Here is a 13,223-nt window from a genome sequence, read left to right as displayed (position 1 = left end):
CGTGACATAGAACACGTTCTAGTAGCGTGTCAGGCAGGAGGCCCCCGTGACCGAGTCGTTGCCCGCAGAGATGGCAGAGATGACCCTGCAGCGGTCGAGCCGCGACGCCGACGACCTGCAGGCGCGGCTCACCGCCTGGCTCGGCGAGGTGCTGCCCGAGGACAGCCGGCCCGCGGTGACCGTCCACGACGGGATCCAGGCCAACGGCATGTCGAGCGAGACCGTGCTGCTCGCGATCACCGCGAGCGAGGACGGCGAGCGCGCCACCCGGGAGTACGTCGCGCGCGTGGCCCCGGCGCCGGGCGACGTGCCCGTCTTCCCGGAGTACCGCCTCACCGACCAGTACGACGCGATGCGCCTCGCGGGCGAGCTCGCCGGCGTCCCCGTCCCGCCGGTGGGCCTCAACGAGCCGACCGGTGACGTGCTCGGCACCCCGTTCTTCCTGATGACGCGCCTCGACGGCGCCGTGCCGCCCGACGTGCTGCCCTATCCCTTCGGCGACAACTGGCTCTTCGACGCCTCGCCCGAGCAGCAGGCGCGCCTGCAGCGCAGCACGGTCGAGGTCCTGGCGCGGCTGCACGGCATCCCCGACGCCGCGGCGAGATTCGCCTTCCTCGACCCCGCGGTCACGGGGCACGACGGGGCGACCCCGCTGGCCCGCAACCTCGCGAAGACCCGCGCCTGGTACGACTACGCGATCGCGGCCACCGACGCGCGGCAGGCGGACGGCGTCGGCGAGAGCCGGCCGGCCAGCCCCCGCTCGCCGCTCATCGAACGCGGCCTCGCCTGGCTCGAGGCGAACCTGCCGGTCGACGAGGGGGAGCCGGTGCTGGTCTGGGGCGACGCCCGGATCGGCAACATGATGTTCCGCGACTTCGAGCCGGTCGCCGTCCTCGACTGGGAGATGGCCACGCTCGGCCCGCGCGAGATGGACCTGGCCTGGCTGGTCTTCGCCCACCAGGTCTTCCAGGAGATCGCGACGATGCTGGGGCTCCCCGGGATGCCCGACTTCCTCGCCGCCGACGACGTCGTGGCGACGTACCGGGAGATCAGCGGCGTCGAGCCGGGCGACCTGACCTGGCACCTCGTGCACGCGGCGGTCAACTGGGGCTGCGTCTTCCTGCGCACCAGCGCCCGGCAGATCCACTTCGGCGAGATCGAGCGCCCCGACGACCCGGAGTCGGTCTTCCATCACCGTCCGCTCTTCGAGCGGCTGCTCGAGGAGGTCGGCGCATGAACCACGACCACGGCCTGCACGGCGAGTACCACGGCCTCGGTCCGCTCGACGAGTACCCGATCCACCAGCTGCCCCGCCCCGTCGCGTGGGCGGGCAGCAGCGACCGCAACTTCTACGACCGCTGCTACCTCAACGCCCACGACCGCACCGGGGACCTGTTCCTGATCACCGGCCTCGGGTTCTATCCCAACCTCGGCACCAAGGACGCCTTCGTGCTGCTGAGCCGTGAGGTCGAGGGACGCCGCGAGCAGACCGCCGTCCACCTCGGCGATGCCGCCGACCCGCGGGGCGCCGACCGGATGGAGCAGCGGGTCGGCAACTACCGCGTCGAGATCATCGAGCCGCTGCACCGGCTGCGGCTGGTCCTCGAGGAGACCGAGGGCGTGGCGATGGACCTGATCTGGGAGGGCTCCTTCCCGGTCGTCCAGGAGCTGTCGCACGTGATGCGCCAAGGCAGCGGTACGACGCTCGACGCGCAGCGCTTCGCCCAGCTCGGCACCTGGGAGGGCGTGCTCAGTGTCGACGGCACCGACATCACGGTCACGCCCGATCGCTGGCTCGGATCGCGGGACCGGTCGTGGGGCATCCGTCCGGTCGGCGAGGCCGCCCCCGCGGGCAAGCCGGCCGACCCGGCGTTCGAGGGCATGTGGTGGCTCTACGTGCCGCTGCGCTTCGACGACTTCTGCGTCGTCATCATCATCCAGGAGACGCCCGACGGCTTCCGCACGCTCAACGACTGCACCCGCGTCTGGCGCGACGGCCGGGTCGAGCAGCTCGGCTGGCCGCGGGTCTCGATCCGCTACACGCCGGGCACCCGGGTGCCCACCGGGGCCACCATCGTCTGCACGACGCCCCGCGGCGAGGAGCTCGTGCTCGAGGTGTCCTCCAAGCTGCCCGTGCCGATCCACGTCGGCGGTGGCTACGGCGGCGACTCGGACTGGACGCACGGCATGTGGAAGGGGCCGGCGTTCACCGAGCGGCTCACCTACGACCTGGCGGACCCCGCCGTGGCAGGGCGGGTGATGTTCGGCGTGATCGACCACGTCGGCCGGGCCACCGTGCACGGCCCCGGGGCCGGCGTACCCGACGGCGCCGAGGGCTGGGGCCTCTTCGAGCACGGCGCGCTGGGTCGGCACGACCCCTCGGGATTCAACGACTGGTTCGATCTAGCTAAGGAGACCCCATGACCCTCGACCGTGATGCCCTCTTCATCGGCGGCACCTGGGCCACGCCCGCCACCGACGCCGTGCTGGAGGTGGTCTCGCCGCACTCCGAGGAGGTCGTCGCGCGGGTCCCCGAGGGCAGCGCGGCCGACATCGACGCCGCCGTGGCCGCCGCCCGCCGGGCCTTCGACGAGGGGCCGTGGCCGCGGATGAGCCCGGCCGAGCGGATCGACGTCGTGCAGGCCCTGTCCGGGCTGTACGCCGCGAGGCTGGAGGAGATGGCCACGATCATCTCGACCGAGATGGGCTCGCCGATCTCGTTCAGCTCGCTGGCCCAGGCGCCGGCGCCGTGGATGCAGATCGAGGCGTTCCTCGCGATCGCGCGAGAGTTCCCGTGGGAGTCGACCCGGCCCGGCGCGCTCGGTGCGGACGTCGTCGTCCGTCACGAGCCGGTCGGCGTCGTGGCGGCGATCCCGCCGTGGAACGTCCCGCAGTTCACCATCCTGTCCAAGGTGATCCCGGCCCTGCTCGCCGGCTGCACCGTCGTGGTGAAGCCGGCGCCGGAGACCCCGCTCGACGGCTATCTGCTCGCCGAGCTGCTGGTCGAGGCGGGGGTGCCCGAGGGCGTGGTGTCGATCGTCGCCGGCGGTCGGGAGGTGGGGGAGCACCTGGTCCGCCACCCCGGCGTCGACAAGGTCGCCTTCACCGGCTCCACCGCCGCGGGCCGCACGATCGGCGCGATCTGCGGCGAGCAGCTCAAGCGGGTCTCGCTCGAGCTCGGCGGCAAGTCCGCCGCGATCATCCTCGACGACGCCGACGAGGCCGCCGCGATCGAGGGCCTGAAGTTCCTCGGCGTGATGAACTCCGGCCAGGCCTGCGTCGCGCAGAGCCGGGTCCTCGTCAGCCGCGAGCGGCACGACTCCTTCGCCGCCTCCCTGGCCGCCGCGATCGGCGGGATGAAGGTCGGCGACCCGCTCGACCCGGCCACCGAGATCGGGCCGATGGTCGCGCGGCGCCAGCAGGAGCGCGTCGCGTCGTACATCCGGATCGGGCAGGAGGAGGGCGCCCAGCTGCTCGTCGGCGGCGAGGGTCGCCCCGAGGGGCTCGACCGCGGCTGGTACGTCCGCCCCACCGTCTTCGCCGGGGTCGACAACAAGATGCGCATCGCCCAGGAGGAGATCTTCGGCCCCGTCCTCTCGGTCATCGCGTACGACGACGTGGCCGACGCCGTGCGGATCGCCAACGACTCCGAGTACGGCCTGGCCGGCACCGTGTGGACCGCCGACCAGGACGCCGGCCTGGAGGTGGCCCGGGCGGTGCGCACGGGCACCTACGGCGTCAACACCTACACGATGGACTTCGCCGCTCCGTTCGGTGGCTTCAAGGCCTCCGGGCTCGGTCGGGAGTTCGGTCCCGAGGGGCTGGCGCAGTACACGGAGCTGAAGTCGGTGTACCTGTCGGCGCCGCCGATGTAGCGCGATATATCGGCGCCAGTTTCACCGGCCGGCCGGTGAAACTCACGCTGGGACGAAGAAGTTTCCTCGTCCAAGCGTGAGTTTTGTCGTCCAACCCCGACAGTTTCACCGGCCGGCCGGTGAAACTGTCCTCGCGGATCCCTTGACATCAAGACGTGATGTGTAAAGCCACACATCCGTTACCGATCGGTAGCCGCGGGTGACCCCGCTCACCTACTCTCGTCACATGAGCGAAGCGATCTCCGGTTCCGGCGCGTCCTCCGATGGTCCGGGCGGGCAGTCGTTCGACGGCCCGCACGACCCCGAGCACGACCCGCGGGCGTCCTACGCCCTCGAGCCGGAGCACGTCGCCCGGCTGACCGACCGGATCCTGGCCACGACCGGCCGCACCACCCAGGTCCACTCGCCGATCGACGGCGCGCCGGTGGCCAACATCCCGCAGTCCAGCACCGACGACGTCGCCGAGGCGTTCCGGCGCGCGCGGGTGGCGCAGGCGGCGTGGGCGCGGGTGTCGATCGACGAGCGGGCCCGGATCCTGCACCGGCTGCACGACATCGTGCTCGACCGGCAGGACGAGATCATGGACCTCATCCAGCTCGAGTCCGGCAAGGCGCGCAAGCACGCCTTCGACGAGCCGCTGCACATCGCGCTGACCGCGCGCTACTACGCGCGCACCGCCCACCGGCACCTCGACACGCAGCGGCGGCCGGGAGTGGTCCCCGTGCTCACCAAGGTCGAGCTCAACCGCGTGCCCAAGGGCGTCGTCGGGATCATCTCGCCGTGGAACTACCCGTTCACGATGGCGCTGTGCGACGGGCTCCCGGCGCTGCTCGCGGGCAACGCCGTGGTCGCCAAGCCCGACGCGCAGACCATGCTGTCGGCGCTGCTCGGCGCCCAGCTGCTGGAGGAGGCCGGGTTCCCGCGCGACCTGTGGCAGGTCGTCGCCGGCCCGGGGCGGGAGCTCGGTACGCCGATCATCGAGCGCTCCGACTACATCTGCTTCACCGGCTCCACCGCCACCGGTCGGATCATCGCCCGGCAGGCGGCCGAGCGGCTGATCGGCTGCTCGCTCGAGCTCGGCGGCAAGAACCCGATCCTCGTGCTCCGCGACGCCGACATCGAGCGCGCCGCCGAGGGGGCCGTGCGCGCCTGCTTCTCCAACGCCGGCCAGCTGTGCGTCTCCACCGAGCGGATGTTCGTCGCGGACGCGGTCTACGACCGCTTCGTCGAGCGCTTCGTGGCCCGCACCAAGGCGATGAGCCTCGGCGCGACGATGAGCTGGGACGCCGACATGGGCACCCTGATCTCGGCCGACCAGCTCGAGACCGTCACCGCCCACGTCGACGACGCGGTCGCCAAGGGGGCGCGGGTCCTCGCCGGCGGGAGGGCGCGGCCCGACCTCGCGCCGTACTACTACGAGCCGACCATCCTGGAGGGCGTCACCCCGGAGATGACCTGCTTCGGCAACGAGACCTTCGGGCCGGTCGTCTCGGTCTACCGATTCCACGACGAGGCCGACGCGATCGCCCGGGCCAACGACGGTGAGTACGGCCTCAACGGCTCGGTCTACACCCGCGACACCGCGCGGGGCCGCGCGATCGCCCGGCAGATCAAGTGCGGCACGGTCAACGTCAACGAGGCGTTCGGAGCGACCTTCGCCAGCATCGACGCACCCATGGGCGGCATGCGCGAGTCCGGGATGGGTCGGCGCCAGGGCGGCGAGGGCATCCACCGCTACACCGAGACGCAGTCGGTCGCCACCCAGCGGCTGATCCGGTTCGGTCCGATGCTCGGCATGTCCGACGAGGGCTACGCGCGATTCATGTCCGCCTCGCTGCGGATCATGGACAAGCTGGGAAGGGCCTGAGCGATGACCTTCGACTACGACGTCCTCGTCATCGGATCCGGCTTCGGCGGCTCGGTCACCGCGCTGCGGTTGACCGAGAAGGGCTACCGGGTCGGCGTGCTCGAGGCCGGCGCACGGTTCACCGACGCCGACTTCGCCGAGACCTCCTGGGACCTGAAGAAGTACCTCTACGCCCCGGCCGCCGGCTGCTACGGCATCCAGCGCATCGACATGGTCAAGGACTGCCTGATCCTGGCCGGCGCCGGCGTCGGCGGCGGGTCGCTGGTCTACGCCAACACGCTCTACGAGCCGCTCGAGCCGTTCTACAGGGACCCGTCGTGGTCGCACATCACGGACTGGAAGGCGGAGCTCGCGCCCTACTACGACCAGGCCAAGCGGATGCTGGGCGTCGTCGAGTACCCGCGGATGACGCCCTCGGACGAGGTGATGAAGAAGGTCGCCGAGGAGATGGGCGTCGGCGACAGCTTCCACGCCACCCCGGTCGGGGTGTTCTTCGGGGGGCCGGGGCAGGACGCCGGCACCCCGGTCGCGGACCCGTACTTCGGCGGGGTCGGCCCGACCCGCAACACCTGTCGCGACTGCGGCGAGTGCATGACCGGGTGTCGGCACAACGCCAAGAACACCCTGGTCAAGAACTACCTCTACCTCGCCGAGCAGTACGGCGCCGAGGTGCACCCGCTCACCACGGTGACCCGGGTCCGGCCGCTGGCCGGGGGCGGCTACCGCGTCGACACCCGGTGGACCAAGGCGAAGCTGTCGCGTCGTACCGCGACGAAGACGTTCACCGCGGAGCAGGTCGTCTTCTCCGCCGCCGCGCTCGGCACGCAGAAGCTGCTCCACCGGCTCAAGTCGACCGGGGACCTGCCCCACGTGTCCGACCGTCTGGGCCACCTGACCCGCACGAACTCCGAGTCGATCCTCGGCGCCATCGCCCCGCAGGGGGCCGACGTCGACTACACCGAGGGTGTCGCGATCACCTCCTCGTGGCACCCCGACGAGCACACCCACATCGAGCCGGTGCGCTACGGCAGGGGCAGCAACGCCATGTCGCTGATGCAGACCGTGCTCACCGACGGTGACGGTCCCGACCCGCGGTGGAGGGTCTGGCTCAAGGAGCTGTGGAAGGAGCGCACGCGCGTGCGCGACCTCTACGACGTCAAGCACTGGTCCGAGCGGGTCGTCATCGCGCTCGTCATGCAGTCGGTCGACAACTCCATCACCACCTTCCCCAAGCGGGTCGCCGGGAAGTGGATCCTGTCGTCGAGGCAGGGCCACGGCGAGCCCAACCCCACGTGGATCCCCGCCGCCAACGACGCAGTACGCCGCATGGCCCGGGTGATGGGCGGGGGCACCGCCGGCGGCACGATCGGTGAGCCGTTCAACCGGCCGCTGACGGCCCACTTCATCGGCGGCTGCACGATCGGCGACAGCCCGGCGACCGGCGTCGTCGACGGCTACCAGCGGGTCTACGGCCACCCGGGCCTCCACATCGTGGACGGCTCGACGATCTCGGCGAACCTGGGGGTGAACCCGTCGCTGACGATCACTGCGCAGGCCGAGCGGGCGATGGCCTACTGGCCCAACAAGGGCGAGCACGACACCCGCCCGGAGCTGGGGGAGGCCTACCGCCAGATCGAGCCGGTCGCGCCCAAGGCGCCGGTCGTCCCCGCGGACGCCCCCGCGGCGCTGCGGCTGCCGATCGTCGGGGTCAGCTAGGCCCCGCCTGGACCGCTCCCGGAATTTTCCCCCGAACTTGTTCGGAGCCGGCGTAACCCACCCTGCGGGGGGTCGTTGAACGAGCGAGCCCGGGTATTCACGCTCCCTCCCGAAGTCCGGGCTCGGTCCAGGCACTGTCCATCAGCTGCGTGGACAATCAGGGCCCGGCCACCCTCCCTCCCCGGCCGGGCCCTGGTGCGTTTTCCGGGTGCGACGCGAGTTCGGGACCCCAGGCACCCCGCCGATACGATTCGCACATGACGGACGAGGAGACGCAGCCCGAGCACGACCTGGTCCTGGTGGTGGACTTCGGGGCGCAGTACGCCCAGCTGATCGCCCGCCGGGTGCGCGAGGCGCGGGTCTACTCCGAGATCGTCCCGCACACGATGCCCGTGGCCGAGATGGTCGCCCGCAAGCCCAAGGCGATCATCCTGTCCGGCGGCCCGTCGTCGGTCTACGCGGAGGGCGCTCCGGCGATCGACCCGGCCGTCTTCACGTCCGGTCCCGCCGTGTTCGGCATGTGCTACGGCTTCCAGCTCATGGCCCAGGGCCTCGGCGGCACCGTCTCGGCGACGGGCGCCCGCGAGTACGGCCGCACCCGGGTCATCACCAGCCTGCCCGGCACGCTTCTCGCCGGCCTCCCGGCCGAGCACAACGCATGGATGTCGCACGGCGACTCCGTGACCGCCGCGCCCGCGGGCTTCGCCGTCCTGGCCTCGACCGAGGTCACCCCGGTCGCCGCCTTCGAGGACGTCGACCGTGGCCTGGCCGGGGTGCAGTGGCACCCCGAGGTGCTGCACTCCGAGCACGGCCAGAAGGTCCTCGAGCACTTCCTGTGGGACATCGCCGGATGTCGCCAGACCTGGACGATCGGCAACATCGCCGAGGAGCAGATCGCCCGGATCCGCGATCAGATCGGGCCCGACGGCCGCGCCATCTGCGGCCTGTCCGGCGGCGTCGACTCCGCCGTCGCCGCGGCCATCGTGCAGAAGGCGATCGGCGACCGGCTCACCTGCGTGTACGTCGACCACGGGCTCATGCGCAAGGGCGAGACCGAGCAGATCGAGCGCGACTTCGTCGCCGCCACCGGCGCCAAGCTGGTCATCGTCGACGCCGAGAAGCAGTTCCTCGAGGCCCTCGCCGGCGTCAGCGAGCCGGAGGCCAAGCGCAAGATCATCGGCCGCGAGTTCATCCGGGCCTTCGAGGGTGCCGAGCTGGAGGTCATCAAGGACGCCCCCGAGGGCGCAGCGGTCGGCTTCCTGGTCCAGGGCACGCTCTACCCCGACATCGTCGAGTCCGGCCACGGCGCCGGCACCTCGACCATCAAGTCCCACCACAACGTCGGTGGCCTGCCCGAGGACCTCGAGTTCGAGCTCGTCGAGCCGCTGCGCGAGCTGTTCAAGGACGAGGTCCGCGCCGTCGGCGCCCAGCTCGGCCTGCCGAGCGTCATCGTCCAGCGCCAGCCGTTCCCGGGGCCCGGCCTCGGCATCCGGATCATCGGCGAGGTCACCCGCGAGCGGCTCGACGTCCTGCGGGAGGCCGACGCCATCGCCCGCGAGGAGATGACCGCCGCCGGCCTGGACGGCGACATCTGGCAGATGCCCGTCGTGCTCCTCGCCGACGTCCGCTCGGTCGGCGTCCAGGGCGACGGCCGCACCTACGGCCACCCGGTCGTGCTGCGCCCGGTCACCTCCGAGGACGCCATGACCGCCGACTGGGCGCGGCTGCCCTACGAGGTGCTGGAGCGGATCTCGACCCGGATCACCAACGAGGTGGCCGAGGTCAACCGGGTCACCGTCGACATCACGTCGAAGCCGCCGGGCACCATCGAGTGGGAGTGACGTCGGCGGAGCGATGAGAGGCCTGCCGGGCTAGAACCTGTTCTAGTAGCATCGCGGGGTGAGCAGGACCGCGTCGTTGAGCCGCGTCGGGCTGGTCTATGTCCTCGCGTTCGCCGTCGCGACCGCCTGGCTGTGGTGGGGACCCGACACCCGGTGGCTGTGGCTCGACGGGCTGATCGCCGACGTGCTGGCCACGCTCGTGGTGTTCGGCGCGAGTCGGCTGCACCACAACTCCAGCTTCTACGACGCGTACTGGAGCGTGCTGCCGCCGTACCTCGCCGTCTACTGGTGGCTCGCGGCGGACGTCGCCCTCGACGACCCGCGTGCCTGGCTGGTGCTCGGCGTGATCGTCGTGTGGGCGGTGCGGCTGACCGCCAACTGGGTGCGCACCTTCCCCGGCCTGCACCACGAGGACTGGCGCTACCCGATGGTGCGCGAGCGAGCGGGGCGCTGGGAGCTGCTGGCCGACCTCGTCGGCATCCACCTGGTGCCGACCCTCCAGGTCTTCCTCGGTCTGGTCCCGGCCTATGCCGTGCTCACCCGCCCGGGCCGGGATCTCGGCTGGCTCGACGGCGTCGCGCTGGTGGTCGGCCTGGCGGCGGTGCTCCTGGCGCTCGTCGCCGACGCCCAGCTGCGCGACTTCGTCGCCCGGCGGGCTCCCGGCCAGGTCATGGACCAGGGGCTGTGGGCCTGGTCCCGTCATCCCAACTACTTCGGCGAGATCGGCTTCTGGTGGAGCCTGGCGCTGTTCGGCATCGCCGCCGCGCCCGGGGACTGGTGGTGGCTGTGCGTCGGCGGCCTGGCCATGATCGCGATGTTCCTCGGCGCCAGCATCCCGATGATGGAGCGGCGCAGCCTCGATCGGCGACCGGCGTACCAGGAGGTCGTCGAGCGGGTGCCGATGCTGGTCCCGCGGCCACCCCGTCGGACCCGCGCCTCGTGAGCCGGCCCCGGGTCGTCGTCGCGGGCCTCGGCGACAGCGGCCTGCTGACCGCGATCCACCTCGCGCGGGCCGACGTCGACGTGGTCGGCGTCTCCAGCAAGCCGGGACTCGTCAGCGGGCAGGAGCTCGGCCTGCGCCTGGCGCGTCCGGACGCGTGGGCGCGGGACTACCGGATCGGCTTCCCCCGGTTCCGCCGTCTCGACGGCGCCGAGATCGTGCACGGGGAGCTGACCGGCCTCGACGCCACGGCGCGCGCCGTGGCCGTCGGCGAGCGACGGATCGGCTACGACGTGCTCGTCATCGCCACCGGCGTGAGCAACGGCTTCTGGCGCCGGCCCGGCTTCGAGACCGACGCCGATGTCGCCGCCGCGCTGGCACGGGCCCACGCCCGGGTCGCCGCGGCCACGGACCTCCTCGTGATCGGCGGAGGAGCCGCGGCGGTGAGCACCGCTCTGCAGACCGCCACCCGGTGGCCCGGTACGACGGTGCGGCTGGCGTTCCCGGGGGAGCGGGCGCTGCCGCAGCACCATCCCCGGGTCTGGGACGTCGCCCGTCGTCGGCTGCTGGGCGCGGGAGTCGCTCTGCTCCCGCGGCACCGGGCCGTCGTACCCGCGGGCTTCGCGGTCGACGAGATCACCCACGGCCCGGTGGCCTGGACGACCGGGCAGCCCGCGACGTCGGCCGACACGGTCGTCTGGGCGATCGGCCGCGTGCGGCCCAACACCGGGTGGCTCCCCGCGGAGGTCCTCGACGAGGACGGCTTCGTCCGGGTCGAGCCGACGCTGCGGGTGCCGGGGGTGCCGGGGGTGTTCGCGATCGGCGACGTCGCCGCGACCGACCCGCTCCGCTCGTCCGCCCGCAACCGGGCCGACACGCTGCTGGCGCGCAACATCCGCGCGGAGCTGGCCGGCCGACCGCTGCACGCGTTCCGGCCGTCCGGCCGGCGCTGGGGATCCGTGCTGGGACCGGAGGCGGACGGCCTGCGGGTGTTCGCGCCGTCCGGTCGTCCCTTCCGCTTCCCCGCGTGGTCGGTGCGGCAGGTGCTCCAGCCATGGGTCGTGCGCCGAGGGATCTACCGCGGCGTGCGCGCGCCGTGACGTCGGAGACCTGGGAGGGCAGCGCCGAGCCCGGGCCGGACGGCCCGGGCTCGGCACATCTCGCTCGAGGGGGAGCGGTCAGGTGAAGAGGCTGACGCCTCCCGGACCGACCAACAGGCCCACGACGATCAGCACGATCCCCCAGAGCATCTCACCCCGGAAGAGGCTGAAGATGCCCGAAACCACCAGGATCACGGCCAGGATCCACAAGATGAGTGCCACAGTTGCCTCCTTCGTCAGGGGCCTCACGGCCCGGACCTGAGGTACCCCGCGGCGGGGGAGGCAGACGGTGCGGCCGCTACGGGCGCAGGTCGTCCGCGTCCTCGGAGATGACGTGCATGGCCGCCTCCTCGGCGCTCGCCCCCGCCCCGTCGATGCCGACGTCCTCGGCGACCAGGTCCTTCTCGACGTCGTCGCCGGCGCCCTCGTCGGGCTCCAGGAGGCGTCCGGCCCGCTCGTCGCCGACCTCCGCCTCCGGGTCCTCCGGATCCGAGACCGCCGACCGCTCCGCGTCGGGGTCCGGCTCCGGCTCCTCCTCGGCCAGCCGGTCCTCGAGCGGCCGGTCGTGTGCCTGCTCCCACGGGGTGTTGCCGTAGCGCTGGGCCGCGGAGTACTTCTCGGGCGGTGAGTAGCCCCGGTCCAGCTCGTCCTCGACATCCCCGTCGGCGAGGGTGTCCTCGGGCTGGAGCTGGTCCTCGTCGTCGACGCTGTAGCCCTCGTACTGCTCGGGATCGTTGGTGCTCATGCGAGGTGCGGTACCCGGAGGCCGCGGGGACCTACGCTGACGTCGTGGAATCACTCGCTCTGGCGTTCTCCTCGGGCTGGGCCAGCGGGATCAACAGCTACCTGGTCGTGCTGGTGCTCGGCCTGGCCGACCGGGTCGGCTCGTTCGCGTCGATCCCCGATGTGCTCGGCCGCTGGGAGGTGCTCGCCGTCGCCGCGGTGATGTACGCCTTCGAGTTCGTCGCCGACAAGATCCCGTACGTCGACTCCGCATGGGACGTCGTCTCCACCGCGATCCGCCCGCTGGTGGGCGGCGTCGTCGGCGTGCTGGTCGCCGGCGACTCGACGTCGCTGGACGAGCTCGTCGGCGGTGTCGTGGGAGGAGGCAGCGCCCTCGCGTCGCACTCGGTCAAGACCGGCACCCGGATGGCGGTCAACACCGTGCCCGAGCCGTTCAGCAACATCGGCATCAGTCTCGGCGAGGACGTCGCGGTGCTCGCGGTGGTCTGGTTCGCGATCGAGCACCCGTACGCCGCCGCGTCGATCGCCGCGGTCCTGCTGGTCGCGGGGCTGGTGCTGCTCTGGCTCGCCTGGCGCACGGTGCGTCGCGGCTGGGCCCGGTTCCGCGCGTGGCGGGAGCGCCGCGCCGGCGGGCGTGTCGGTGTCGAGTGAGGCGGCTCAGTCGCGAGTCGTCTCGTCGACGCGGACCCGGTCGACGTCGAGGCTGAGGACGTCCGCCGTCGGTCCCGCCAGGGCGCCGCCGGGGTCGCCACCTGGGTCGTCGTCGGTGCGCTGATCCAGCGCGGGGGGAGCGGGCGCGGCGCCGCCGAGCGCGGGATCGCCGACGTGCTGCCGGCGCATGACGCGGTTGAGCCAGCCGTCGACCTCGCTGCCGATGACGAGCTTGGGCTTGATGAAGATGCTCCGTTCGCCGCGACGAGGATAGGGGCCCGCGCGGCCCGGCCCGGTGCGTTCGGGGAAGGCTTTACCTACCGCACGAGGGCCATCCGTCGAGGGGCCGGTGGGTGTGTCAGGTGGGTTGGTAGAGGGTGGTGCGTTGGTGGACGGGTCGGTTGATGCCGTGGGCGATGGTGGTGAGTTCGTCGATGGTCTTGGCGGAGCCGTGTTGGGAGCCGGCCATGCGGGAGATGGTCTCTTCCA

General features: G+C 72.0%; 12 protein-coding genes. 9 read left to right on the top strand and 3 right to left on the bottom strand.

What is annotated here, in order from left to right:
• Window positions 1-46: 46 nt before the first annotated feature.
• The 8 genes from ACPZVR_RS23850 (at window position 47) to ACPZVR_RS23815 (ending at window position 11,339) form a co-directional block, all read left to right on the top strand.
• Window positions 47-1,237 carry a phosphotransferase family protein gene (locus ACPZVR_RS23850; RefSeq protein ID WP_436702179.1) on the top strand — a complete coding sequence of 397 codons (1,191 nt, stop codon included), beginning with the start codon at window positions 47-49 and terminating at the stop codon, window positions 1,235-1,237.
• Window positions 1,234-2,424, top strand: a complete 1,191-nt coding sequence (locus tag ACPZVR_RS23845; RefSeq protein ID WP_436702178.1) for an Rv3169 family protein — start codon at window positions 1,234-1,236, stop codon at window positions 2,422-2,424. The genes ACPZVR_RS23850 and ACPZVR_RS23845 overlap by 4 nt, the downstream gene beginning before the upstream one ends.
• Complete coding sequence (locus tag ACPZVR_RS23840) at window positions 2,421-3,875, top strand: aldehyde dehydrogenase (RefSeq protein ID WP_436702177.1); 1,455 nt, start codon at window positions 2,421-2,423, stop codon at window positions 3,873-3,875. Before ACPZVR_RS23845 ends, ACPZVR_RS23840 begins: the two co-directional genes overlap by 4 nt.
• Window positions 3,876-4,101: 226 nt before the next feature.
• On the top strand, window positions 4,102-5,742 hold the full coding sequence (locus tag ACPZVR_RS23835) for a succinic semialdehyde dehydrogenase (RefSeq protein ID WP_436702176.1): 1,641 nt from the start codon (window positions 4,102-4,104) through the stop codon (window positions 5,740-5,742).
• A gap of 3 nt (window positions 5,743-5,745) precedes the next feature.
• A complete protein-coding gene (locus tag ACPZVR_RS23830) occupies window positions 5,746-7,458 on the top strand; it encodes a GMC oxidoreductase (protein ID WP_436702175.1) in 1,713 nt (570 codons plus the stop codon).
• 257 nt (window positions 7,459-7,715) lie between these two features.
• Entirely contained in the window at window positions 7,716-9,299 is a 1,584-nt protein-coding gene (guaA, locus tag ACPZVR_RS23825; RefSeq protein ID WP_436702174.1) for a glutamine-hydrolyzing GMP synthase, read from the top strand.
• A gap of 58 nt (window positions 9,300-9,357) precedes the next feature.
• The gene (locus tag ACPZVR_RS23820) at window positions 9,358-10,242 is read left to right on the top strand and encodes a DUF1295 domain-containing protein (protein WP_436702173.1); all 885 of its coding nucleotides are present in this window, start codon (window positions 9,358-9,360) and stop codon (window positions 10,240-10,242) included.
• A complete protein-coding gene (locus ACPZVR_RS23815; RefSeq protein ID WP_436702172.1) occupies window positions 10,239-11,339 on the top strand; it encodes an FAD-dependent oxidoreductase in 1,101 nt (366 codons plus the stop codon). The genes ACPZVR_RS23820 and ACPZVR_RS23815 overlap by 4 nt, the downstream gene beginning before the upstream one ends.
• 78 nt (window positions 11,340-11,417) lie before the next feature.
• Here the strand turns inward: ACPZVR_RS23815 and ACPZVR_RS23810 are convergent, their stop codons facing one another.
• Window positions 11,418-11,561: a GPGG-motif small membrane protein gene (locus ACPZVR_RS23810; RefSeq protein WP_408898372.1), complete on the bottom strand. Its 144-nt coding sequence runs from the start codon at window positions 11,559-11,561 to the stop codon at window positions 11,418-11,420.
• A 76-nt stretch (window positions 11,562-11,637) separates the two neighbouring features.
• Window positions 11,638-12,084, bottom strand: a complete 447-nt coding sequence (locus ACPZVR_RS23805; RefSeq protein WP_436702171.1) for a DUF5709 domain-containing protein — start codon at window positions 12,082-12,084, stop codon at window positions 11,638-11,640.
• Between the two features lie 44 nt (window positions 12,085-12,128).
• On the opposite strand from ACPZVR_RS23805, the gene ACPZVR_RS23800 reads away from it, so the two are divergent.
• Window positions 12,129-12,734 (top strand): DUF4126 domain-containing protein, encoded by a 606-nt coding sequence (locus ACPZVR_RS23800; protein ID WP_436702170.1) that lies wholly within the window; start codon window positions 12,129-12,131, stop codon window positions 12,732-12,734.
• Window positions 12,735-12,740: 6 nt separating this feature from the next.
• On the opposite strand, the gene ACPZVR_RS23795 is transcribed toward ACPZVR_RS23800, so the two are convergent.
• A complete protein-coding gene (locus tag ACPZVR_RS23795; protein WP_436702169.1) occupies window positions 12,741-12,923 on the bottom strand; it encodes a hypothetical protein in 183 nt (60 codons plus the stop codon).
• Window positions 12,924-13,223: the final 300 nt, after the last annotated feature.

The sequence above is a fragment of the Nocardioides segetis genome (assembly GCF_051390595.1).
GTDB lineage: Bacteria > Actinomycetota > Actinomycetes > Propionibacteriales > Nocardioidaceae > Nocardioides.
This window is presented reverse-complemented; position numbering and strand designations above follow the sequence as displayed.

Bases quoted from the DNA above. Each gene is read 5' to 3' on its own strand.
- ACPZVR_RS23845 (WP_436702178.1), top strand. From the start codon at position 1,234: ATGAACCACGACCACGGCCTGCACGGCGAGTACCACGGCCTCGGTCCG.
- ACPZVR_RS23840 (WP_436702177.1), top strand. From the start codon at position 2,421: ATGACCCTCGACCGTGATGCCCTCTTCATCGGCGGCACCTGGGCCACG.
- ACPZVR_RS23795 (WP_436702169.1), bottom strand. From the start codon at position 12,923: ATGCGCCGGCAGCACGTCGGCGATCCCGCGCTCGGCGGCGCCGCGCCC.
- guaA (WP_436702174.1), top strand. From the start codon at position 7,716: ATGACGGACGAGGAGACGCAGCCCGAGCACGACCTGGTCCTGGTGGTG.
- ACPZVR_RS23835 (WP_436702176.1), top strand. From the start codon at position 4,102: ATGAGCGAAGCGATCTCCGGTTCCGGCGCGTCCTCCGATGGTCCGGGC.
- ACPZVR_RS23830 (WP_436702175.1), top strand. From the start codon at position 5,746: ATGACCTTCGACTACGACGTCCTCGTCATCGGATCCGGCTTCGGCGGC.
- ACPZVR_RS23805 (WP_436702171.1), bottom strand. From the start codon at position 12,084: ATGAGCACCAACGATCCCGAGCAGTACGAGGGCTACAGCGTCGACGAC.